The sequence below is a fragment of the Paraburkholderia lebeckiae genome (genome assembly GCF_050436325.1).
Taxonomy (GTDB): Bacteria; Pseudomonadota; Gammaproteobacteria; order Burkholderiales; family Burkholderiaceae; genus Paraburkholderia; species Paraburkholderia tuberum.
Genome location: NZ_JBNDLZ010000003.1, coordinates 1,558,299 through 1,580,076 on the forward strand (window position 1 = coordinate 1,558,299; position 21,778 = coordinate 1,580,076).

At 64.2% G+C, this 21,778-nt stretch carries 17 protein-coding genes; all 17 read right to left on the bottom strand.

Annotated features, from left to right (window positions below; translation table 11 throughout):
* Positions 1–7: 7 nt before the first annotated feature.
* Positions 8–1,207 (bottom strand): acetyl-CoA C-acyltransferase, encoded by a 1,200-nt coding sequence (locus tag OKW44_RS25025; protein WP_018419407.1) that lies wholly within the window; start codon positions 1,205–1,207, stop codon positions 8–10.
* A gap of 28 nt (positions 1,208–1,235) precedes the next feature.
* A complete protein-coding gene (locus OKW44_RS25030; RefSeq protein ID WP_018419406.1) occupies positions 1,236–3,671 on the bottom strand; it encodes a 3-hydroxyacyl-CoA dehydrogenase/enoyl-CoA hydratase family protein in 2,436 nt (811 codons plus the stop codon).
* 85 nt (positions 3,672–3,756) lie between these two features.
* Positions 3,757–5,544 (bottom strand): acyl-CoA dehydrogenase C-terminal domain-containing protein, encoded by a 1,788-nt coding sequence (locus OKW44_RS25035; RefSeq protein ID WP_018419405.1) that lies wholly within the window; start codon positions 5,542–5,544, stop codon positions 3,757–3,759.
* Between the two features lie 98 nt (positions 5,545–5,642).
* A complete protein-coding gene (locus OKW44_RS25040) occupies positions 5,643–6,242 on the bottom strand; it encodes a TetR/AcrR family transcriptional regulator (RefSeq protein WP_018419404.1) in 600 nt (199 codons plus the stop codon).
* A gap of 282 nt (positions 6,243–6,524) precedes the next feature.
* Positions 6,525–7,784 carry a cardiolipin synthase ClsB gene (gene clsB, locus OKW44_RS25045; protein ID WP_018419403.1) on the bottom strand — a complete coding sequence of 420 codons (1,260 nt, stop codon included), beginning with the start codon at positions 7,782–7,784 and terminating at the stop codon, positions 6,525–6,527.
* Positions 7,781–8,296, bottom strand: a complete 516-nt coding sequence (gene nudB / locus OKW44_RS25050) for a dihydroneopterin triphosphate diphosphatase (RefSeq protein WP_018419402.1) — start codon at positions 8,294–8,296, stop codon at positions 7,781–7,783. The genes clsB and nudB overlap by 4 nt, the downstream gene beginning before the upstream one ends.
* A gap of 220 nt (positions 8,297–8,516) precedes the next feature.
* The gene (gene aspS, locus OKW44_RS25055) at positions 8,517–10,316 is read right to left on the bottom strand and encodes an aspartate--tRNA ligase (RefSeq protein ID WP_018419401.1); all 1,800 of its coding nucleotides are present in this window, start codon (positions 10,314–10,316) and stop codon (positions 8,517–8,519) included.
* A 75-nt stretch (positions 10,317–10,391) separates the two neighbouring features.
* Positions 10,392–11,048: a DUF502 domain-containing protein gene (locus tag OKW44_RS25060; protein WP_026225597.1), complete on the bottom strand. Its 657-nt coding sequence runs from the start codon at positions 11,046–11,048 to the stop codon at positions 10,392–10,394.
* A gap of 75 nt (positions 11,049–11,123) precedes the next feature.
* Positions 11,124–11,441 (bottom strand): FmdB family zinc ribbon protein, encoded by a 318-nt coding sequence (locus tag OKW44_RS25065; protein WP_018419399.1) that lies wholly within the window; start codon positions 11,439–11,441, stop codon positions 11,124–11,126.
* A gap of 173 nt (positions 11,442–11,614) precedes the next feature.
* Positions 11,615–12,235, bottom strand: a complete 621-nt coding sequence (locus OKW44_RS25070) for a methyltransferase domain-containing protein (protein WP_018419398.1) — start codon at positions 12,233–12,235, stop codon at positions 11,615–11,617.
* A gap of 6 nt (positions 12,236–12,241) precedes the next feature.
* A complete protein-coding gene (gene ubiB, locus OKW44_RS25075; protein WP_018419397.1) occupies positions 12,242–13,819 on the bottom strand; it encodes a ubiquinone biosynthesis regulatory protein kinase UbiB in 1,578 nt (525 codons plus the stop codon).
* Between the two features lie 15 nt (positions 13,820–13,834).
* Positions 13,835–14,479 (bottom strand): ubiquinone biosynthesis accessory factor UbiJ, encoded by a 645-nt coding sequence (locus tag OKW44_RS25080; RefSeq protein WP_018419396.1) that lies wholly within the window; start codon positions 14,477–14,479, stop codon positions 13,835–13,837.
* A 174-nt stretch (positions 14,480–14,653) separates the two neighbouring features.
* Positions 14,654–15,655, bottom strand: a complete 1,002-nt coding sequence (locus OKW44_RS25085) for a Tim44 domain-containing protein (RefSeq protein WP_026225596.1) — start codon at positions 15,653–15,655, stop codon at positions 14,654–14,656.
* Positions 15,656–15,692: 37 nt separating this feature from the next.
* On the bottom strand, positions 15,693–16,424 hold the full coding sequence (gene ubiE, locus OKW44_RS25090) for a bifunctional demethylmenaquinone methyltransferase/2-methoxy-6-polyprenyl-1,4-benzoquinol methylase UbiE (RefSeq protein WP_018419394.1): 732 nt from the start codon (positions 16,422–16,424) through the stop codon (positions 15,693–15,695).
* Between the two features lie 66 nt (positions 16,425–16,490).
* Positions 16,491–16,904, bottom strand: a complete 414-nt coding sequence (locus OKW44_RS25095) for a gamma-butyrobetaine hydroxylase family protein (RefSeq protein ID WP_018419393.1) — start codon at positions 16,902–16,904, stop codon at positions 16,491–16,493.
* Between the two features lie 98 nt (positions 16,905–17,002).
* Entirely contained in the window at positions 17,003–17,431 is a 429-nt protein-coding gene (locus tag OKW44_RS25100) for an HIT family protein (protein WP_018419392.1), read from the bottom strand.
* A 33-nt stretch (positions 17,432–17,464) separates the two neighbouring features.
* Complete coding sequence (locus OKW44_RS25105; RefSeq protein WP_018419391.1) at positions 17,465–21,568, bottom strand: DUF3683 domain-containing protein; 4,104 nt, start codon at positions 21,566–21,568, stop codon at positions 17,465–17,467.
* Positions 21,569–21,778: the final 210 nt, after the last annotated feature.

The window sequence follows — 21,778 nt, forward strand, 5'->3', positions numbered from 1 at the left end:
CAGCGGCTCACAGACGCTCGATGATGCCCGCCGCGCCCATGCCGGTACCGACGCACATCGTCACCATGCCGTACTTGTAGTTGCGGCGGCGCAGGCCGTGCACCACGGTCGCCGCACGAATCGCGCCGGTCGCGCCGAGCGGATGGCCCAGTGCGATAGCGCCGCCGAGCGGGTTGATCTTCGACGTATCGAGGCCGAGGTCCTGGATCACCGCGAGCGACTGCGCGGCAAACGCCTCGTTCAGCTCGATCCAGTCGAGGTCGTCCTGCTTCAGGCCGGCGGCTTTCAGCGCGGCCGGAATCGCTTCCTTCGGGCCGATGCCCATGATTTCCGGCGGCACGCCGCGCACCGCGAAGCTGACGAAGCGCGCGAGCGGCGTCAGGTTGAACTGCTTGAGGATTTTTTCCGACACGACGATCAACGCGCCCGCGCCGTCCGACGTCTGCGAGCTGTTGCCGGCCGTGACCGAGCCTTTGTTCGCGAATACCGCGCGCAGCTTCGCCAGGCCTTCCATCGACGTGTCCGTGCGCGGACCTTCGTCAAGCGACACGTCGCGCGCCTTCACGCTGATTTCGCCGGTCGCGAGATCGGGAAACCGCTCGGTGAGCGTGTACGCGGCGATTTCGTCGTTGAATTCGCCGGCTTGCTGCGCGGCGATCGCGCGGCGGTGCGATTCGACCGAGAACGCGTCCTGCGCTTCGCGGCTGATCTTCCAGCGCTCGGCGACCTTCTCCGCGGTCAGGCCCATGCCGTACGCGATGCCGACGTCTTCGTTGCGATCGAAGATATGCGGCGACAGCGACGGCTTGTTGCCCATCATCGGCACCATGCTCATCGATTCGCAGCCGCCCGCGATCATCGCATCGGCCTCGCCGACGCGGATGCGGTCCGCGGCCATCGCGAGCGCGGTCAGACCCGACGCGCAGAAGCGGTTCACCGTGACGCCGCCGACCGTGTTCGGCAGGCCCGCGAGCAGCGCGCCGATTCGCGCGACATTCAGACCCTGCTCCGCTTCCGGAATCGCGCAACCGACGATCGCGTCTTCGATCACGCCGGTGTCGAGGCCGGGCACCTGAGCGACGGCCGACCTGATCGCGTGAACCAGCAGCTCATCCGGACGTGTGTTCCTGAACATGCCGCGCGGCGCCTTGCCGATCGGCGTACGGCTCGCGGCGACGATGTATGCGTCTTGCAATTGCTTTGCCATTTGGGAATCTCCTTTGTCGGCAAGTCGCTCAGTTGCGCACCGGCTTGCCGGTCTGCAGCATGCCCATGATCCGTTCCTGCGTCTTCTGCGTGCCGAGCAGCTCGACGAACGCGCGACGCTCGAGTTGCAGCAGCCATTCTTCGTCGACGAGGCTGCCCGCTTCGACGTCGCCGCCGCACATCGCTTCCGCGATGCGGCTCGCGATCAGGAAATCGTGCTCGCTGATGAAGTGGCCGTCGCGCATGTTGACGAGCGACGCCTTGATCGTCGAAATCGCCGAGCGGCCCGCGACCGGCACTTGCGTCGCGCGCAGCGGCGCACGGTAGCCCGCCGCGGCGAGGGCGCGCGCTTCCTTCTTCGCGACGTCGAGCAGTTCGAACACGTTGAAGACGATCGTGTCGGAAGGCTTCAGGTAGCCCATCGCGCGGGCGTCGAGCGCGGAGGTCGACACCTTCGCCATCGCCGCGTTCTCGAACGACTTCTGCATGAACTTCAGCAGATCGTTCGTCGCGCCGACCTGGCTTGCCGCTTCGGCCGCGCGCAGCGCCGCTTCCTTCAGGCCGCCGCCCGCCGGCACCAGACCCACGCCGACTTCGACGAGACCCAGATAGCTCTCGATGTGCGCGACGCGCTTCGCGCTGTGCAGCGCGAGTTCGCAGCCGCCGCCGAGCGCGATGCCCGAGATCGCCGAAATCACCGGCACGTTCGCGTACTTCACGCGCAGCATGCCCTGCTGGAATTTCTTCACGAACGGCTCGATGCCCTTCGCGCCACCCATCATAAACGCGGGCATCGCTTCTTCGAGGTTCGCGCCCGCCGAGAACGGACCGCCCGGCGTGCCGAGCTTCAGCGATGTGGGCTGCCACACGACGAGGGCCTTGTAGTCCTTCTCGGCCAGTTCGATCGCCTGCGTGAGCCCTTCGATCACCGCCGGTCCGATCGTGTTCATCTTGCTCTTGAACGACACGATCAGCACGTCGTCCTCGCCCGCGCGATCGTCGACCCATGCGCGCACTGCATCGGTCTCGAACAGCGTCTTGCCGTAGGTCTTCGGATCGGCGCCGGTTTCGCCGACGAGCGGCGCGCGGAACACCTGCTTGCTGTACACGTCGAGCGACGAGCGCGGCACGAAGGTCTGCGTGGCCGGCGACCATGAGCCTTCAGCCGTGTGCACGCCGCCCTTCTCGTCAACCGCGCCTTCGAGCACCCATGACGGCAGCGGCACGTTGGCGAGCGCCTTGCCCGCCGCGATGTCTTCCTGCACCCATTCGGCGACCTGCTTCCAGCCGGCCGTCTGCCAGCCTTCGAACGGACCTTCGTTCCAGCCGAAGCCCCAGCGGATCGCGAGATCGACGTCGCGCGCGTTGTCGGCGATCGATTCCAGATGGACGGCGATGTAGTGATAGACGTCGCGGAAGATCGACCACAGGAACTGCGCCTGCGGGTGCTGCGTTTCGCGCAACAGCTTCAGCCGCTCGGCAGCCGGACGCTTCAGGATGCGGCCGACGAGTTCGTCTGCCTTCCCGCCTCCGTCGATATACGCACCCGTGTTCGGATCGAGCACCTTGATCGCCTTGCCTTCCTTCCTGTAGAAGCCGGCGCCGGTCTTCTGACCGAGTGCGCCCTTCTTCGCCAGTTCGGCGAGCACGGCCGGCGTTTCGTAGACCGGCAGAAACGGATCGTCCGGCAGCGTGTCCTGCATCGTCTTGATCACGTGCGCCATCGTGTCGAGACCGACCACGTCGGCGGTGCGGAACGTCGCCGACTTCGCGCGGCCGAGGCGCGCGCCGGTCAGGTCGTCCACTTCGTCGAAACGCAGGCCGAACTTCGCGGCTTCGGCAATCACCGCAAGGATCGAGAACACGCCGACGCGGTTCGCGATGAAGTTCGGCGTATCTTTCGCGCGCACGACGCCCTTGCCGACCACGCTGGTCAGGAAGGTTTCGAGCTGATCGAGAATTTCCGGACGCGTTGTCGCGGTCGGGATCAGTTCGACCAGATGCATGTAGCGCGGCGGATTGAAGAAGTGCACGCCGCAGAAGCGCGCCTTCAGTTCGTCCGCGAAACCTTCGGACAGTGCGGTGATCGACAGCCCCGACGTATTGGTCGCGAAAATCGCGTTCGGGCCGAGGAGCGGCGCGACCTTCCTGTACAGGTCGTGCTTCCAGTCCATGCGTTCGGCGATCGCTTCGATCACGAGGTCGCATTCGGCGAGCTTCGCGATGTCGTCGTCGTAGTTCGCGGGCTGGATGTATTGCGCGTCGTCCTTCACGCCGAATGGCGCCGGCGACTGCTTTTTCAGATTCTCGATCGCCTTCAGCGCGATCCCGTTCTTCGGGCCTTCCCTGGCGGGCAGGTCGAACAGCAGCACGGGCACCTTGGCGTTGATCAGGTGCGCGGCGATCTGCGCGCCCATCACGCCGGCGCCGAGCACGGCTACCTTGCGAATGATCAGATTGCTCACGTCGTTTCTCCGGAGAGTTGTGCGATGGCGCGAAGCGTCAGTCATGCTTCGCGCGATGTGTGTGGCCTCGCTCGATGTGCGAGCGTCAGAACAACGCTTCTTCGACGTCCATCATCGGCTTCGAACCGGCGCGCGCCTGGCGGATCGTCATCGCCGTTTCGGGCAGCAGCTTCGCGAAGTAGAAACGCGCGGTCGCGAGCTTCGCCTTGTAGAACGGATCGCCCGACGCCTGTTTGTCGAGCGCGATACGAGCCATGCGCGCCCAGAAGTACGAGAACACCAGATGGCCGACCGTGCGTAGATACGGCACCGCCGCGGCGCCGACTTCGTCCGGGTTCTGCATCGCCTTCATGCCGATTTCCATCGTCAGTTTCTGCACCTTTTCGCCGATGTCCGCGAGCGGGTTCACGAACTCCTGCATCTCCGGCTTGATGCCTTCGGCTTCGACGAATTCGGCGACGAGCTTGCCGAACTTCTTCATCTTCGCGCCCATGTCGCCGAGCACCTTGCGGCCGAGCAGGTCGAGCGACTGGATGCCGTTGGTGCCTTCATAGATCATGTTGATGCGCGCGTCGCGCACGTACTGTTCCATGCCCCATTCGGCGATGAAGCCGTGGCCGCCGTAGATCTGCATCGCGTGATTGGTGCCTTCGAACGCGTTGTCCGACAGGAACGCCTTCAGGATCGGCGTGAGCAGCGCGACGAGGTCGGCGGCTTCCTTGCGCTCCGCTTCGTCGGCGTGCGACAACTCCTTGTCGATCTGCAGCGCCGACCAGTACGTGAACGCGCGGCCGGCTTCGGCGTAGGCCTTCTGCGTGAGCAGCATGCGGCGCACGTCCGGATGCACGATGATCGGATCGGCGGCCTTTTCCGGCGCCTTCGGGCCGGTCAGCGAACGCATCTGCAGCCGCTCTTTCGCGTACGTGAGCGAGTTCTGATATGCGACTTCGGTGAGACCGAGGCTCTGCATGCCGACGCCAAGACGCGCGGCGTTCATCATCACGAACATCGCGTTCAGGCCTTTGTTCGGCTCGCCGACCATCCAGCCCTTCGCGTTGTCGAGATTGATCACGCAGGTCGCGTTGCCGTGGATGCCCATCTTGTGCTCGATCGAGCCGCACTTCACGCCGTTGCGCTCGCCGGGCTCGCCCGCTTCGTTCGGCACGAACTTCGGCACGATGAACAGCGAAATCCCCTTGGTGCCCTTCGGCGCATCCGGCAGACGCGCGAGCACGAGGTGAACGATATTCTCCGCCATGTCATGCTCGCCGCTCGAAATGAAAATCTTCGTGCCGCTGATCGAGTACGAGCCGTCGCCATTCGGTTCGGCCTTCGTGCGCAGAATGCCGAGGTCGGTGCCGCAATGCGGCTCGGTCAGACACATCGTGCCGGTCCAGACGCCTGCGACGAGCTTCGGCAGATAGCGCTGCTGCAGTTCCGGCGTGCCGTGCGCGTGCAGGCATTCGTACGCGCCGTGCGACAGGCCCGGATACATCGTCCACGCCTGATTCGCCGAGTTCAGCATTTCATAGAGCGCGTTGTTGACGAACGCGGGCAGCCCCTGGCCGCCATATTCCGGGTCGCAGCCAAGCGCCGGCCAGCCGGCTTCGACGTATTGCCGATAGGCTTCCTTGAAGCCCTTCGGCGTGGTCACGACGCCGTCGCCGGCATACGTGCAGCCTTCCTGGTCGCCGCTGTGGTTGAGCGGGAACAGCACTTCGGAACAGAACTTGCCCGCTTCCTCGAGCACCGCGTTGATCGTGTCGGCGTCGAGTTCGGCGTGCTTCGGCATTTGCCGAAGTTCGGCCTCGACGTTGAGCAGTTCGTGCAACACGAATTGCATGTCGCGCAGCGGCGCGGCGTACTGTCCCATGACTCTCTCTCCCTAGTTTGACAAAAAGCCAGGCCGTTGCCCGGGTCCGTGGTCGGACCTTCTGCGCCGCGCGTTTCCGGTAGATTCCGGCGACGCCGCTAACGGCTTTCGCTTTGATACGAATCAATCAGTTTTTCCAGCGCGGCCCACGTGAGACGCACCGCATCCGGCAGATGCAGAAAGCGCGCGTCGTGATGCAGGCCGAGCGTGACGCTATACAGTTCGAATAGCATCAGCTGCGGGTCGGTATCGGCGCGCAGATGCCCTTCTTCCACCGCTTGCGAGATCGCGCGCGTGAGCGCCGCACGCCACGTCGTCACGCTCGACACCAACTGCTCGCGCACCTGGCTGTCCGCGCGGTCGTCGTATTCGACGGCGCCGCTGATGTAGATGCATCCGGTCGTGACTTCCTGAATGCGTTTCTCGATCCAGCGGGAAATCATCGCTCGCAAGCGCGGCAGACCACGCGGCTCGCGCAGGCTCGGGAAAAACACCTCGTCTTCGAAACGGCGGTGGTATTCGCGCACGACCTCGATCTGCAGATCCTCGCGCGACCCGAAATGCGCGAACACACCGCTCTTGCTCATCTGCATGCGCTCGGCCAGCAAACCAATCGTCAGACCTTCGAGTCCGTCTCGGCCTGCCAGATCGAGTGCTGCGTCAAGAATCGCGGCTCGGGTTTGTTCGCCTTTTCGCATAGCTGTTTTACCGTTCTAATGTGACCGAATTGAAAATCGAACGGCCGTACTATTATTGAATGCTTGCCGTCCGCGAAACAAGGACTTTATTAGAAACCGGTTTCTAACCGGCTTCTAATTTTGCGGCTTTCGACCATCAGATCAATCAGATTTTTAGAGGCGTTTGCCTTGAATCGATGGTTGCCGATTGGCGCGCGCGTGTTCTATTTTTTCGCCCCGGTTCGCTGGCGCCGATTGATGGCCGACATGATGCGGCAAGCGCGGGCTCTCGTGCGAGCGGTATTAGTCGTAGCCGCCCACCGTCAGCAGCTTCATCGCGATGCGGTAGCTCGTGTACGCGATCCAGCTCAGCGCACGCACGCGCGCCGGTCGCGATTCGTAGTGCGCTTCATCGATTGGGCGCGCGTCCGTGAACGCGTCGAGGATCGCGTCGCGCAGTTTGGGGATCGACGGATCGTTCACGAGCACGACGTTCGCTTCGTTGTTCAGCATCAGGCTGAGCGCATCGAGATTCGACGAACCGACCGTGCCCCAGTTCGAATCGACCACCGCGACCTTGCCGTGCAGCAGCGTCTTCTCGTATTCGGCGATCTGCACGCCCGCGCGCAACAGCGCGTGGTACAGGAACGGCACGGCGTAATCGAGCGCCTTGAACTCCTTGCGCCCGATGATCAGCTTCACGACCACGCCGCGCCGCGCCGCGAACACCAGCGCGCGACGCAGTTTGCGCCCCGGCATGAAGTACGGATTCGCGAGCAGGATTTCGTGGCGTGCCTGGCCGATCGCGGCCAGATAAGCTTTTTCGATCGCGCGGCGGTTGATCAGGTTATCGCGCGCGACGAATGCGACGCACGGCTCGCCGCCGGCCCACAGTGCCTCGTTGCGGCGTCGCCGGCGTCTGCGCAGACTGCCAAGCGAGTTGGCGTCCTGCGGCGACAGGTCGGGCTTCATCGAATCGAGCGGCCGATGGCCGACGCGAATCCGCCGCCACTGCACCTCGATTGCATCGCGCACGTCGGCGACCACCGGCCCGCGCAGCTCGACCGCGAAGTCCCAGCGCCGGTACGGCAGCTTCTCGCCGTTGTTCTCGTAATCGTCGACGATATTGATGCCGCCGCAATACGCGATCTGATCGTCGATCACCGCGAGCTTGCGGTGCGTGCGAGAAAAGCCGAAGCGGCCGAACAGATGCGGGTTGTAGATGCGATGCTCGATGCCGCCAGCCGGCCATTGCTCGAACATCTTCAGGCGCGCGGTGCCGACGCCATCGGTGATCACGCGCACTCTGACGCCGCGCGCGGCAGCGCGAAGCAGCGCCTCGCTGACCGCGTGGCCGGCTTCGTCGTCGCAGAAAATGTAGGTTTCGAGCGCGACGTTGTGCTCGGCCGCGTCGATGCGCTCGATCAGCGCATCGAAGAAATCGTCGCCGGAGCGCAGCAGCTCGACTTCGTTGTTACTGGTGAAGCGGTAGCGCTGCCAGTAACGACGGCCGAGCAACGTGTGGCGCAGACGCGCGAAACGGCCCGAGCCGCCTGCGCTCACTGGCCACGCTCCCCGGCCAGCGGGCCGGATTGCGGGTCGACCAGGCGTGCGGCGAGCCGCCGCGGCAACTGCAGGATCGCATCGGCATTCGACGACGAAAAGCAGCGCGATGCGGCCTCTTCATATGGCAGCCACATATACGCGGTGTGTTCGCGCGGCGCGAGCGTCACGTCGATGCACTCGGGGACCTGCAGGCTGAACCAGTGCTCGGTGTTGTAGAGCACGCCCGCTTCGTAGCGGTAACGAAATTCCGGGTAGATCTCGTAGTCGATCGAGTACTGCCAGTCGAACAACCCGCTGCGCGGCACCAGTGCGCCGCCGATCATGATGCCGGTTTCCTCGCCGACTTCGCGCACCGCGGTGTCGGCGAGCGGTTCGTCGAGCCGGTCTTTCGAACCCGTCACCGACTGCCAGAACGCCGCATGATCGGCGCGCTCGAGCAGCAGCACGTCGAGCGCAGGCGTATGAATGATGACGAGGACGGACTGCGGGATTTTCGGCGGTTTCGGCATGGCTCAAACTGGGCGCGACGAGACGCGCGGTACATGTCGGATGACGGTCGAAAGGGTCTGGAAAGCGGCGGCTTCACTTTAACGCAAAAAATGAAAAAGGCGCTGAGGTGGAGATCACCTCAGCGCCTTTTCGTTTCGCTCGTGTGGTTTTTTTGCGGCCGCCGGCCCGCTGGCCGGCACACGCAAGACCGCTGGCTGGCCGCGCGCGGCGGCCGCGGTTTTACGCCTTCGGTTCCGGCGTACGCAGACGGATGTGCAGCTCGCGCAGCTGACGCTCGTCGACTTCGCTCGGCGCCTGCGTGAGCAGATCCTGCGCGCGTTGCGTCTTCGGGAACGCGATCACGTCGCGGATCGAGTCGGCGCCGGCCATCATCGTAACGATGCGGTCCAGACCGAACGCGATACCGCCGTGCGGCGGCGCGCCGTATTGCAGCGCGTCGAGCAGGAAGCCGAACTTTGCCTGCGCTTCTTCCGCGTTGATCTTCAGCGCACGGAACACCTTGCTCTGCACTTCCTCACGGTAGATACGCACCGAGCCGCCGCCGATTTCCCAGCCGTTCAGCACCATGTCGTAGGCCTTCGCGAGGCAGCGCGCGGGGTCCGTTTCGAGGTACTCGAGGTGCTCGTCCTTCGGGCTCGTGAACGGGTGATGCGCGGCGACGTAGCGGTTATCTTCCTCGTCGTATTCGAACATCGGAAAGTCGACGACCCACAGCGGCTTCCAGCCGGACTCGACGAGACCGTTGGCCTTGCCGAATTCCGAATGACCGATCTTCAGACGCAGCGCGCCGAGGCTGTCGTTGACGACCTTCGCGCGATCCGCCGCGAAGAAAATGATGTCGCCGTCTTGTGCGCCAGTGCGCACGACGATCGCCTTCAGCGCTTCGTCGTGCAGGTTCTTCACGATCGGGCTTTGCAGACCGTCACGGCCCTTCGCCGCTTCATTGACCTTGATCCATGCGAGGCCCTTCGCGCCGTAGATGCGCACGAATTCCGTATAGCTGTCGATGTCGCCACGCGACAGCTCGCCGCCCTTCGGCACGCGCAGTGCCGCGACGCGCCCGTCCTTCGTGTTGGCCGGGGTGCTGAACACCTTGAAGTCGACGTCGCGCATCGCGTCGGTCAGCTCGGTGAATTCGAGCTTCACGCGCAGGTCCGGCTTGTCCGAACCGAAGCGGCGCATCGCTTCCGCGTATTCCATGACCGGGAATTTCTCGTCGAGCTCGACACCGATCGTCGTCTTGAACACGTGACGGATCATCGCCTCGAACAGATCGCGGATTTCCTGTTCCGACAGGAACGAGGTCTCGCAGTCGATCTGCGTGAATTCCGGCTGACGGTCGGCGCGCAGGTCTTCGTCGCGGAAGCACTTGGTGATCTGATAGTAACGGTCGAAGTTCGCGACCATCAGCAGCTGCTTGAACAGCTGCGGCGACTGCGGCAGCGCGAAGAACTGGCCCGGGTTCGTACGCGACGGCACGAGGTAGTCGCGCGCGCCTTCCGGCGTGCTCTTCGTCAGCATCGGCGTTTCGATGTCGATGAAGCCCTGCTCGTCGAGGTACTTGCGCACTTCGATCGCGACGCGGTAGCGCAGACGCAGGTTGTGCTGCATCTGCGGACGGCGCAGGTCGAGCACACGATGCGTGAGGCGCGTGGTTTCCGACAGGTTGTCATCGTCGAGCTGGAACGGCGGCGTGACCGACGCGTTCAGCACGATCAGCTCGTGGCACAGCACTTCGATCTTGCCGCTCTTCAGCGAGGCATTGGTCGTGCCTTCCGGACGGCCGCGCACGACACCCTTGACCTGCACGCAGAACTCGTTGCGCACGCCTTCGGCGACCTTGAACATGTCCGCGCGATCCGGGTCGCAGACGACCTGAACGAGCCCTTCGCGATCGCGCAAGTCGATGAAGATGACGCCGCCATGGTCGCGGCGGCGGCTTACCCAGCCGCACAGCGAGACGGATTGGCCCAGCAGTTCTTCGGTCACCAGACCGCAGTATTCAGATCTCATCGACATGATGTTTGTCTTTCGTTTTACATTGGTTGAACAGCGCGCCGCGGACGATCCTGCATGTAGCGTTGCGCGCCGGCATTAGAGCGGAGGCTCGACGGTGGCGCGGCGCACCGGCGCCGGCGGCGGCGCGGACGGCGCCACGACGCCCATCGAGACAATGTACTTGAGCGCAGCGTCGACCGTCATGTCGAGCTCGATCACTTCGCTTTTCGGCACCATCAGGAAGAAGCCGGACGTCGGGTTCGGCGTGGTCGGCACGTATACGCTGACGTAATCTTCCTTCAGATGGTTGGCCACGTCGCCGCCCGGGATGCCGGTCAGAAACGCGATCGTATAGGACCCGCGGCGCGGGTACTCGATCAGCAGCGCCTTGCGGAATGCATTGCCACTGCTCGACAGCAGCGTGTCGGACACCTGCTTCACGCTGGTGTAGAGCGGGCCGACCACCGGAATGTGCGCGACCAGCAGTTCCCACCACTTCACGAGCTTCTGCCCAATGAAGTTCTGCGTCAACAGCCCGACGACGAAGATGAACGCGAGCGTGAGCACCGCGCCGAGGCCCGGCAAGCGATAGCCGATAGTGCGTTCCGGCTGCCACGAGGTAGGCAGCAGCAACAGCGTCTGGTCCATCGTGCCGATGATCAGACCGAGCACCCACAGTGTGATGGCCAGGGGCACCAGCACCAGCAGGCCGGTCAGAAACACCGATTTGAGTGTGAATTTCTTCGTCGTCATGTGTACCGCCAGAAAGCTGCGCGGGCCGAAGCCCATGCGCGGTAGATACGCCGCCCGCGGGGGGCGGCAGTCCCACTAGGCGCTGCCGGAACCGCTCGGGCTCGTGGCGGCGGGCGCTGCGGCGGGCGCCGCGGGCGCGGCAGCCGATGCAGCCGGGGCAGCGGCTGCGGCCGGCTCGGACTTCGCTTCCGACGCGGCCGGTGCGCTCGTGCTGCCGCGGAAATCGGTCACGTACCAGCCGGAGCCTTTCAACTGGAAGCCGGCGGCCGTGAGTTGTTTGCTAAAGGTGTCTTTTCCGCACTCGGGACACTGCGTCAACTGGGGGTCGCTCATCTTCTGGAGCACGTCCTTCCCGAAACCGCATGACCCGCAACGATAAGCGTAGATCGGCATGATCCTTTCTTACTCCAAATGCCTGCTGAAATCTTGTAAACGCTTGCAAAGCCTTGAATTATAGCCGCAAACGATGTCCGTTCCCCGGATTTCGGGAAGCGGACGCACTACGCGCCCGCCACCGCGCCAGATGGGGACGCCCTCCGGACCTCTCAAGAGCGGCGCGCGTGGCGTTAGCCGCGACGCCGCCAGGCGAGCCAGCGCTCGCGTCCGGCGAATACGGCGATCGAGTCGTCGACCGCTTCGTCTTCGACCAGCTCGAAGTATGGCGTGAGCAGCGCATCGAGCTCGCCGCGTTCGACGCCGAACGGCGGCCCTTTCGGCGTCGCGCCGATGAAAAAGATGCCCGCCAGCAACCCGCCGGCCGGCAGCAGTTCGCCCATGCGCTGCGCGTAGTCGGCGCGGCGCTCCGGCGGCAGCGCGCAGAAGAATGCGCGCTCATAGATCCATGCCGGTGCGAACGGTGGCGCATAGGTGAAGAAATCCGCCTGCTCGACCAGCGATGCATGCGCGCCGAGCTGCTCGCGTGCCGCCGCGACGGCGGCTGCCGAGAAGTCGATCGCGCGTACCGGGATGCCCCGGCGCGCGAGCCATACCGCTTCGTGCGCGCTGCCGCAGCCTGGAATCAGCACGGCGACGTCGCGGTGCCGGTCGGCGAACGCGCGAAACGCGGACGGCACGCCCGCCTGATCCCACGGCGTGAAATGACGCTCGAAGCGTTCGTCCCAGAACTCGGGCGAGCTGGGATCGCGGGTCGCGAAATCGGGCGCGGAGGGTTGGATCGGATCGCTCATCGGAATCTATCCTCCATAAGCCAGTACCAGGAACGCACGCGCCAGCATCGCGCCGACGCCGACCGCCACGCCGAACAGCAGCAGGCCTTGCAGCAGACGGTTGGTGCGCTTTTGCTCGAGCAGGATCTGGCGGATCACGTCGTCGTTCGCGCCGCCCACCGGATGATGGTGCTCGGCCAGCATGTTATGGACGAGGCGCGGTAACTGCGGCAGCGTCTTGCTCCACTGCGGCGCCTCGATCTTCAGACGCTCGTACCAGCCGCGCAAGCCGATCTGCTCGTTCATCCAGCGCTCGAGATAGGGCTTCGCGGTCTTCCACAGATCCAGTTCGGGATCGAGCGAACGGCCGAGGCCTTCCACGTTCAGCATTGTCTTTTGCAGCAACACGAGCTGCGGCTGGATCTCGACGTTAAAGCGCCGCGACGTCGAGAACAGACGCAGCAGCACCTGGCCGAGAGAAATGTCCTTCAGTGCGCGATCGAAGTACGGTTCGCAGACCGCGCGGATCGCGCTTTCGAGCTCCTCCACACGGGTGGTCGGTGGCACCCAGCCCGACTCCAGATGCAACGTCGCGACGCGATGGTAGTCGCGCTTGAAGAACGCGAGGAAGTTCTGCGCGAGGTAGTTTTTGTCGAAGTCCGACAACGCGCCGATGATGCCGAAGTCGAGCGCGATGTAACGGCCGAAGTGCGCGGGATCGAGGCTCACCTGAATGTTGCCGGGGTGCATGTCGGCGTGGAAAAAGCCGTCGCGGAACACCTGCGTGAAGAAAATTTCGACGCCCTCGCGCGCGAGCTTCGGAATGTCGACGCCCGCCGCACGCAACGTATCGACCTGGCTGATCGGCACGCCGACCATGCGCTCCATCACCAGCACCGTGGGCGTGCAGAACTCCCAGTACATCTCGGGCACGAGCAGCAGGTCGAGCCCCTGGAAGTTGCGCCGCAACTGGCTGCCGTTGGCGGCCTCGCGCATCAGGTCGAGCTCGTCGTGCAGGTATTTGTCGAATTCGGCGACCACCTCGCGCGGCTTCAGGCGTTTGCCGTCGGCCCACAGACGCTCGGCCCACACGGCGATGTCGCGCAACAGCGCGAGGTCGGAATCGATCACCGGCAGCATGTTCGGGCGCAGCACCTTCACCGCGACCGCCTTGCCCGCATGCTGGCCAGCCTTCACCTTCGCGAAGTGGACCTGTGCGATCGACGCGCTCGCGACCGGCACCCGCTCGAAATCGTCGAACAGTACGTCGACCGGCGCGCCGAGCGACTTTTCGACGAGCGCGATCGCGACCGCCGAATCGAACGGCGGCACCTGGTCTTGCAGCTTGGCAAGTTCGTTGGCGATATCGACCGGCAGCAGATCGCGACGGGTCGACAGCACCTGACCGAACTTGACGAAGATCGGCCCGAGGCTTTCGAGCGCGAGCCGCAGACGCACGCCCGGCGGCGCATCGAACTTGCGACCAAGCGTCGTGATGCGCAGCAGCAGACGCACGCGCCGGTCGTTGATGCGGCTCAACATCATTTCGTCGAGGCCGAAGCGGATGACCGTGAAAAATATCTTGAGAAAACGCAGAAAACGCATGGCTGGGCCCGGTGACTAGCGCGTGGCGCGCGACGTGGCGGCGCCGCCCGGCGTTTGCGCGCCGCGGGCTTCGACCTTCTGTTCGATGCGCTCGATGCGCTTTTCGACGCGCGCGAGCGAATCGCGCGCGCGCGCCAGCTCGACGCTGAAGTCAGCGAGCGCGGTGCGGCGCACCAGCTGCGGATTTTCGTCGAGCAGGTACTCGGCGGCGGTATCGAGCAGATTGCGACCGGTGCGCTGCACATGCTCGCCGACTGAGCGGACTAGCGACGTGATGCGCCACGCGGGTCCATCACCGATCAGCTTCGCGAGATCTTCCTCCGGCTCCCAGCGCAGATGCTCGGCGAGCTTCGCAATCACGGTCGCGAACTCGGCGTCGCCCTCGATCTTCACGTGCTTCATCACCGCGGCCTGGCCACCTTGCAGGAAGGCCGGCAGTGCGTCGGACGGCACCGAGATCGTCACGTCGAACTGATGCGCATCGGCTTCATCGAGCGTACCGAGATAGCCGTCGGGCTGCACGAGCAGCGCGAGCACAACCGGCTGACATGACAGGCGAGCGGTCTTGCCCGCGTACGGGGCGAGGCGCTCGCGGGCCCACGATTCGCGGAGGAGCAGATGATTGACAGCAGCAGCGAAGGGCTTGGCGGCGAGGGTCATCGAAGGTGGCAAGAAAAAACCCGCGCGAGCGAGGTGCTTGCGCGGGCTCCCATTGTAACGTCCGTTCGCTTCGCGGCCTGCTATGCCGAACGGCCTAAGCCATGCGCGAAGTCAGGAATCGCTATGCCGTGGCCGGCTCTTTTCGAGGCAAACGCGACTCGATGCTTCGGCATGTCAGTGTTGCTCGACCTGCTGGATGCCGGCAAGCAGCCAGCCTTCGCCAGTGCGGTTCGCCTTCGTCAGATTCCAGACTTCGACGAACGGCTCGGCCGCCGCGCCCGGCTCCTCGCGGATCAAACCGGAGAAGCGCACGCTCGCGAAGTATTCGTTCGCGCGCTCCTCGACGCCGAGCAGCTCGGCGTTCAACTGCACGACGTCGGTCTGGTTCGGCTGCGTGCCGCGCGACGCGAGATCGACGCGCACTTCGGCGAACATTTCCGGCGTCGTGAATTCGCGGATGTCCTCGACGTTGCCGACGTCCCACGCCGCCTGCAGGCGCACGAAGTACACCTTGGCATTACGCAGAAACGCTTCCGAATCGAAGCCGGCCGGCACCGACGGCGTCGCGCCGAGCGATGGCGTGGTCAACGGGTTGCCCTGCGGTTCGAGATACGAGCCGGTGGGCGGCGCCGTGTAACGCGGCTCCTGAATATAGTCGGTGCCTTTCGTGTTCAGCGACGGCGCCGTGCCCGCGTAGGCAGGCTGCGCCGCATCGCGCTTACGGCCGGTGAAGCGGCGGATGAGCCAGATCACCACAATCGCGATCAACGCGATCACGATCACGTTCGCGAACATGCCGGCGAACGCCTCGCCGAGCCCGAAATGCGACAGCAATGCGGCGATGCCGAGACCGGCCGCGAGACCGGCGATGGGCCCGAGCCAGCGATTGCGGTTCGGCGCGGCGGGCGGCGTGGGCTTAGTCGCAGGCGCCGCCTGCGCGCTCTGCTGCGTGGCCTGATTGTTCTGCGCCGGCTGGGACGGCGGCGTCGTCTGGCGCTGCTGCTGCAGACTGTTCGATTGACGGCCGAAGCTGCGGCCTCCGCCCATGCGGCGTGCTTCGGCGTCGAGAGAGGCAAGAGTGCCGGCCATCAGCAGACCGACCATCGCGATCAGTCCGATTCTTCTCGCCAGCGCCCCCTTAACCTTACGAGTGGATAACAAATTCGAATCGGACATTTCGCACTTTCCTTTAAAAATCGATGGGTTAGGGACTCTAGTATTTGGTCCCCACATGCAAAGCTACCACGCCAGCTGACAAATTGTAATATTTGACGCCATCGAGACCAGCTTGTTCCATCATAGTTTTCAAAGTTTCCTGGTCCGGATGCATGCGGATCGATTCCGCCAGGTACTGGTAGCTTTCCGCGTCCTTGGCGAAGCGCTCGCCGAGCCACGGCAACACCTTGAACGAATACAGATCGTAGACCTTCTTCAGCGGATCCCATACCTTCGAGAACTCGAGCACGAGCAGCCGCCCGGCCGGTTTCAGCACACGACGCATCTCGGCGAGCGCGATGTCCTTATGTGTCATGTTGCGCAAGCCGAACGCGACCGTCACGACGTCGAAGTAGTTGTCCGGAAACGGGATTTTCTCGGCATCGCACAGCAGCGCCGGCGTGATGATGCCCTTGTCGATCAGCCGGTCGCGGCCCACGCGCAGCATCGATTCATTGATGTCGGTATGCCAGACCTCGCCGGTTTCGCCCGCCTGTTTCGCGAATGCTTTCGACAGGTCGCCCGTGCCGCCCGCGATGTCGAGCACCTTGTAGCCCGGCCGCACGTTCGCCTGGGCGATCGTGAACACCTTCCACGCCCGGTGCAATCCGCCCGACATCAGGTCGTTCATCAGGTCGTAGTTGGCGGCCACCGAGTGGAACACCCCCGCCACCTTCTGCGCCTTGTCCTGTTCGTCGACCGATTGAAAGCCGAAGTGGGTTTTGCTCATCGCGCTCGTCCTTTCGCGTGTTCTTGAATGTTGCGCCGCTCGAGCGGCGTTCGGGGGCGAATCGTATCAGTGACAGTGCCCGTGCGCAGCGGCGGCGGGCACCATCGGCGTGTCGCGGTCGATGCCGGCCGCTGCCAGCTTGGCGAGATACGCGCGCCAGAGTTCATCCTGACGCACGGCCATGTCGTACAGCAGGTCCCACGAATAGATGCCGGTGGCGTGTCCATCGGAGAAGGTCGGCTGCAGCGCGTAGTTGCCGACGCCTTCGATCATCGTGATCGTCACGTCGCGCTTGCCGGTCTGCAGCGTTTCCTGGCCGGGCCCGTGGCCCATCACTTCCGCCGACGGCGAATACACGCGCAGCAGTTCGAACGGCAGCCGATACGCTTCGCCGTTCGCGTACTGCAGTTCGAGCACGCGCGACTTCGAATGCAAGATCACGCCTGTCGGCACCGGCGTCTCGGGAGTCAATCCGCTCATGTTGGCCTCATCAGATAAACGGCAGGTGATAACGTCGGATCGGCCGCCTCGCACGCCGACGGCAGTCCGGCGATGCGCGGCGACGGATTCAGCGACGCTCAGCCCAGCGCCTGTTCGATTTCCTGCCGCACGGCTTCGCGCAGCAGCGTGGCTTGCGCGCGGCGCGACGACAACATCGCTTCGGACACCGTGCGCTGGCGCGGCGCCCAGATCGGCAGGGGGAAATGCGCGTCGTTCGAGAAACGCGGAATCACGTGCCAGTGCACGTGCGGCACCTGGTTGCCGAGGCTCGCGAGATTGACCTTCGCGGGCTGCATCACGCGTCGCTGCGCACGCTCGACCGCGTACACGGCCTTCATCACGTGATCGCGCTCGTCGGCAGAAAGATCCGAAAACTCGGCAACGTGAGCGTTCCAGATGACCCGGCAAAAGCCCGGGTAGTCGTGTTCGTCGGCGAGGACGACTCGCAGCGCGTCGCCCTGCCACAGCACATCGCCGCCGTCTTCACGGCAAAAAACGCAGTCCATCGTCGTCCTCGGCAAAAATCGTTGGTCGTGCCATTAAACCAGCACGCGCTCGATTCCGCCATTGTTCGCCCGTTGAACGTAGTCCGCCATCCAGTTTTCGCCGAGCACGTGACGTGCCATCTCGACCACGATGTAGTCCGCCTCGGTACCCGCGTCTTCGTTGTAACGCGACAGCCCTTGCAGGCACGACGGGCAGCTCGTAAGGATCTTGACGTCGGTCGAACCCGCGTTTCCCTGATTAGGCTGCGGACCGTCGCCGGCCTTCAGCACCGAACCGTTCGGCGCGCCCGCGGCGCCGGCCGATGCATTGGCCGGATTGATCGCGTTCGCGCCCGCTTCGGCGACGAGAGGGATGCCGCGCAGCTTCGCCGCGCCCTTGCGGATTTCTTCTTCCTTGCGGAAGCGCACCTGGGTCGAGATGTCGGGACGCGTGACCGCGAGCGTGCCCGATTCGCCGCAGCAGCGGTCGTTCTTCTCGATCTTGTAGCCGTCCTGCTCCGAACCCATCAGCTGATTGACGAGCTTGACCGGGTCCATCGTCTTGATCGGCGAATGGCACGGGTCGTGGTACATGTAGCGCACGCCGTTCACGCCATCGAGCTTGATGCCTTTTTCCAGCAGATACTCGTGGATGTCGATGATCCGGCAGCCCGGGAAGATCTTTTCGAATTCGTAACCGGCGAGCTGGTCGTAGCACGTGCCGCACGACACCACCACCGTCTTGATGTCGAGGTAGTTCAGCGTATTGGCGACGCGGTGAAACAGCACGCGGTTGTCGGTGACGATCTGCTCGGCTTTGTCGTACTGGCCCGAGCCGCGCTGCGGATAGCCACAGCACAGGTAGCCCGGCGGCAGCACGGTCTGCACGCCCGCCTCCCATAGCATTGCCTGGGTCGCGAGACCAACCTGCGAGAACAGCCGCTCGGAGCCGCAGCCCGGGAAGTAGAACACCGCTTCGGTGTCGGCGGTGGTCGTCTTCGGATTGCGGATGATCGGGACGATCTTGTTGTCCTCGATATCGAGCAAGGCGCGCGCGGTCTTCTTCGGCAGGTTGCCCGGCATCTTCTTGTTCATGAAGTGGATCACCTGCTGCGTGATCACCGGCTTGCCGACCGTGGCGGGCGGATGCGCGGTCTGCTTCTTCGCGAACTTCTTCAGCACTTCGTTGCCGAGGCGCTGCGCCTTGTAGCCGACGCCCATCATCGCGGTGCGCGCGAGGTTGATGGTCTGCGGGTTGGTCGCGTTCAGGAAAAACATGCCCGCGGCGTTGCCCGGGTTGAACTTCTTCTTGCCCATCTTGCGCAACAGGTTGCGCATGTTCATCGTCACGTCGCCGAAGTCGATCTTCACCGGGCACGGCGTCACGCACTTGTGGCAGACAGTGCAGTGATCGGCGACGTCGTTGAACTCGTCCCAGTGCTTGATCGACACGCCGCGGCGCGTCTGCTCTTCGTACAGGAACGCCTCGACCAGCAAGGACGTGGCGAGAATCTTGTTGCGCGGGCTGTACAGCAGGTTCGCGCGCGGCACGTGCGTCGCGCAGACGGGCTTGCACTTGCCGCAGCGCAGACAGTCCTTGATCGACTCGGAAATCGCGCCGATATCGGACTGCTGCATGATCAGCGATTCGTAGCCCATCAGGCCGAAGCTCGGCGTGTACGCGTTGCGCAGGTCCGCGCCTTCGAGCAGCTTGCCCGCGTTGAAGCGGCCATGTGGATCGACGCGCTGCTTGTACTTGCGGAATTCGCCGATCTCGTCGTCGGTCAGGAATTCGAGCTTCGTGATGCCGATGCCGTGCTCGCCGGAGATCACACCGTCGAGCGAACGCGCGAGCTTCATGATGCGCGCGACCGCCGTGTGCGCGTCCTGCAGCATCTCGTAGTTATCGGAGTTGACCGGCAGGTTCGTGTGGACGTTGCCATCGCCCGCGTGCATGTGCAGCGCGACGAACACACGGCCGCGCAGCACCTGCTTGTGGATCGCCTGGGCTTCGTCGAGAATCGGCTCGAACTCGCCGCCGTTGAAAATCTGCCGCAATTCGGCGCGGATTTCCTGCTTCCACGACACGCGAATCGTGCGGTCCTGCGCGAGGTGGAATACGGTTGCGTCAGGTTGCGCGTCGACGCGATCAGCGAACTTTTCGGCGAGCGACTCGTAGCCGAGGCCGACCAGGTAGTGCTGCGCCTCGCGCAGCGACAGGTCGAGCTTGCCGCGCACGAATTCCCAGCGCGTGCGCACGCGCGCGAGCAGGTCGAGCGCCTGCTGCACGCGATCTTCGAGCAGCTCGGCGCTCGGAATTTCGTTCGCGTCGTCGCTCTTGCCGAGCGGCAGCTTGCCGCCCTTGAAGAACGCTTCGAGCGCGTCGACCAGTTGCAGCTTGTTCTTCAGCGACAGCTCGATATTGATGCGTTCGATGCCGTCCGTGTATTCGCCCATGCGGTCGAGCGGAATCACGACGTCTTCGTTGATCTTGAACGCGTTGGTGTGCTTTGCGATCGCGGCCGTACGGCTGCGGTCGAGCCAGAAGCGCTTGCGGGCCTCGGCGCTGACGGCGACGAAACCTTCGCCGCTCTTGCCGTTGGCCATGCGCACGACTTCCGAGGTGGCCTGAGCGACCGCGTCCGCATCGTTACCGACGATATCGCCGATCAGCACCATCTTCGGAAACGCGTTGCGTTTGCTCTTGGTCGCATAGCCGACCGCGCGCAGATAGCGCTCGTCAAGATGCTCGAGACCCGCGAGAATCGCGCCGCCCTGGCGCGACGTCTCGAACAGGTAGTCCTTGATTTCGACGATGCTCGGAATCGCCTCGCGCGCCTGGCCGAAGAACTCGAGACAGACGGTGCGCGTATGCGCAGGCATCTTGTGCAGCACCCAGCGCGCGGACGTGATGAGGCCGTCGCAGCCTTCCTTCTGCACGCCCGGCAGACCGGCGAGGAATTTGTCGGTGACGTCCTTGCCGAGGCCCTCCTTGCGGAACACACGGCCCTTGATGTCCAGCGCTTCGGTGCGCAGCAGTTTCTCGCCCGGCGCGTAGTTGCCGTCGAACCATTTGAGCTCGAAACGCGCGACTTCAATGTCGTGGATCTTGCCCATGTTGTGCTCGAGACGCGTGACTTCGAGCCAGTTCCCTTCCGGGTCGACCATGCGCCACCACGCGAGGTTATCGAGCGCCGTGCCCCACAGCACCGCCTTCTTGCCACCCGCGTTCATCGCGACGTTGCCACCGACGCAGGACGCGTCGAGCGAGGTCGGGTCGACCGCGAACACGAAGCCGGCCTGCTCGGCCGCTTCGGTCACACGTCGCGTGACGACGCCCGCGCCCGAGAAAATCGTCGCCACCTTGCGATCGACGCCCGGCAATTCGGTCATTTCAACCGGGCCGAGCTGTTCGAGCTTTTCGGTGTTGATGACGGCCGAGAACGGCGTGAGCGGCACCGCGCCGCCCGTGTAGCCGGTGCCGCCGCCGCGCGGAATCACGGTCAGGCCGAGTTCGAAGCAGGCCTTGATCATGCCGGCGATTTCGGCCTCGGAGTCCGGCGTCAGCACGACGAACGGGTATTCGACGCGCCAGTCGGTCGCGTCGGTCACGTGCGAGACGCGCGACAGGCCGTCGAACTTGATGTTGTCTTTCTGCGTGACCTTGCCGAGCACGCGCGTGGAACGGCGGCGCAGGTCGTAGGTCTGCTGGAATTCGCTGGCGAATTGGTCGATCGCGCGGCGTGCGGCCTGCACCAGTTTTTCGACGCGCGCGGCGCGATCGACGCCGGCTTCGTCGCCGTGTTCGCGCAGATCGGCGCGGCGGCGCTTTTCGATTTCGGCGAGGCGGTGATTGAGCGCCTCGATCAGCAGCGCGCGGCGCTTCGGATTGTCGAGCAGGTCATCCTGAAGATACGGATTGCGGCGCACGACCCAGATGTCGCCGAGCACTTCGTACAGCATGCGCGCCGAGCGGCCGGTACGGCGTTCGGCGCGCAATTCGGCGAGCGCATCCCAGGCTTCGTTGCCGAGCAGCCGGATGACGATTTCGCGGTCGGAGAACGACGTGTAGTTGTAAGGAATTTCGCGCAGACGCGCTTCGGGATCGGCGGCCACCGCGGCGGCGCCGTGCGGATCGAAAACTTGAGGTGCGTTCATGTTTGGACGACTCGGTAGGTCGGCCTGGCGCGCTCGTCACGAGGCGTCGGCCAACAATGCGCGTGGGGCGCAATGCTTGAAATCTTCTAGGGCTTCCAGGGGCGCGAACACGACCGGCGGCCAACTCACGGCAGTCGCTTCGCGGCGCTCAGAGACAGCTACACGATCGCGCGTGGCGGATATGCCGCTCCGCCGCGGGGCACGATTCGC

Coding starts and splice junctions, on each gene's coding strand:
- OKW44_RS25080 (WP_018419396.1), bottom strand. CDS start 14,479: ATGACCCTCGCCGCCAAGCCCTTCGCTGCTGCTGTCAATCATCTGCTC.
- ubiB (WP_018419397.1), bottom strand. CDS start 13,819: ATGCGTTTTCTGCGTTTTCTCAAGATATTTTTCACGGTCATCCGCTTC.
- ubiE (WP_018419394.1), bottom strand. CDS start 16,424: ATGAGCAAAACCCACTTCGGCTTTCAATCGGTCGACGAACAGGACAAG.
- OKW44_RS25025 (WP_018419407.1), bottom strand. CDS start 1,207: ATGGCAAAGCAATTGCAAGACGCATACATCGTCGCCGCGAGCCGTACG.
- OKW44_RS25060 (WP_026225597.1), bottom strand. CDS start 11,048: ATGACGACGAAGAAATTCACACTCAAATCGGTGTTTCTGACCGGCCTG.
- OKW44_RS25065 (WP_018419399.1), bottom strand. CDS start 11,441: ATGCCGATCTACGCTTATCGTTGCGGGTCATGCGGTTTCGGGAAGGAC.
- OKW44_RS25035 (WP_018419405.1), bottom strand. CDS start 5,544: ATGGGACAGTACGCCGCGCCGCTGCGCGACATGCAATTCGTGTTGCAC.
- OKW44_RS25095 (WP_018419393.1), bottom strand. CDS start 16,904: ATGAGCGGATTGACTCCCGAGACGCCGGTGCCGACAGGCGTGATCTTG.
- OKW44_RS25100 (WP_018419392.1), bottom strand. CDS start 17,431: ATGGACTGCGTTTTTTGCCGTGAAGACGGCGGCGATGTGCTGTGGCAG.
- aspS (WP_018419401.1), bottom strand. CDS start 10,316: ATGTCGATGAGATCTGAATACTGCGGTCTGGTGACCGAAGAACTGCTG.
- OKW44_RS25070 (WP_018419398.1), bottom strand. CDS start 12,235: ATGAGCGATCCGATCCAACCCTCCGCGCCCGATTTCGCGACCCGCGAT.
- OKW44_RS25085 (WP_026225596.1), bottom strand. CDS start 15,655: ATGTCCGATTCGAATTTGTTATCCACTCGTAAGGTTAAGGGGGCGCTG.
- OKW44_RS25105 (WP_018419391.1), bottom strand. CDS start 21,568: ATGAACGCACCTCAAGTTTTCGATCCGCACGGCGCCGCCGCGGTGGCC.
- OKW44_RS25040 (WP_018419404.1), bottom strand. CDS start 6,242: ATGCGAAAAGGCGAACAAACCCGAGCCGCGATTCTTGACGCAGCACTC.
- nudB (WP_018419402.1), bottom strand. CDS start 8,296: ATGCCGAAACCGCCGAAAATCCCGCAGTCCGTCCTCGTCATCATTCAT.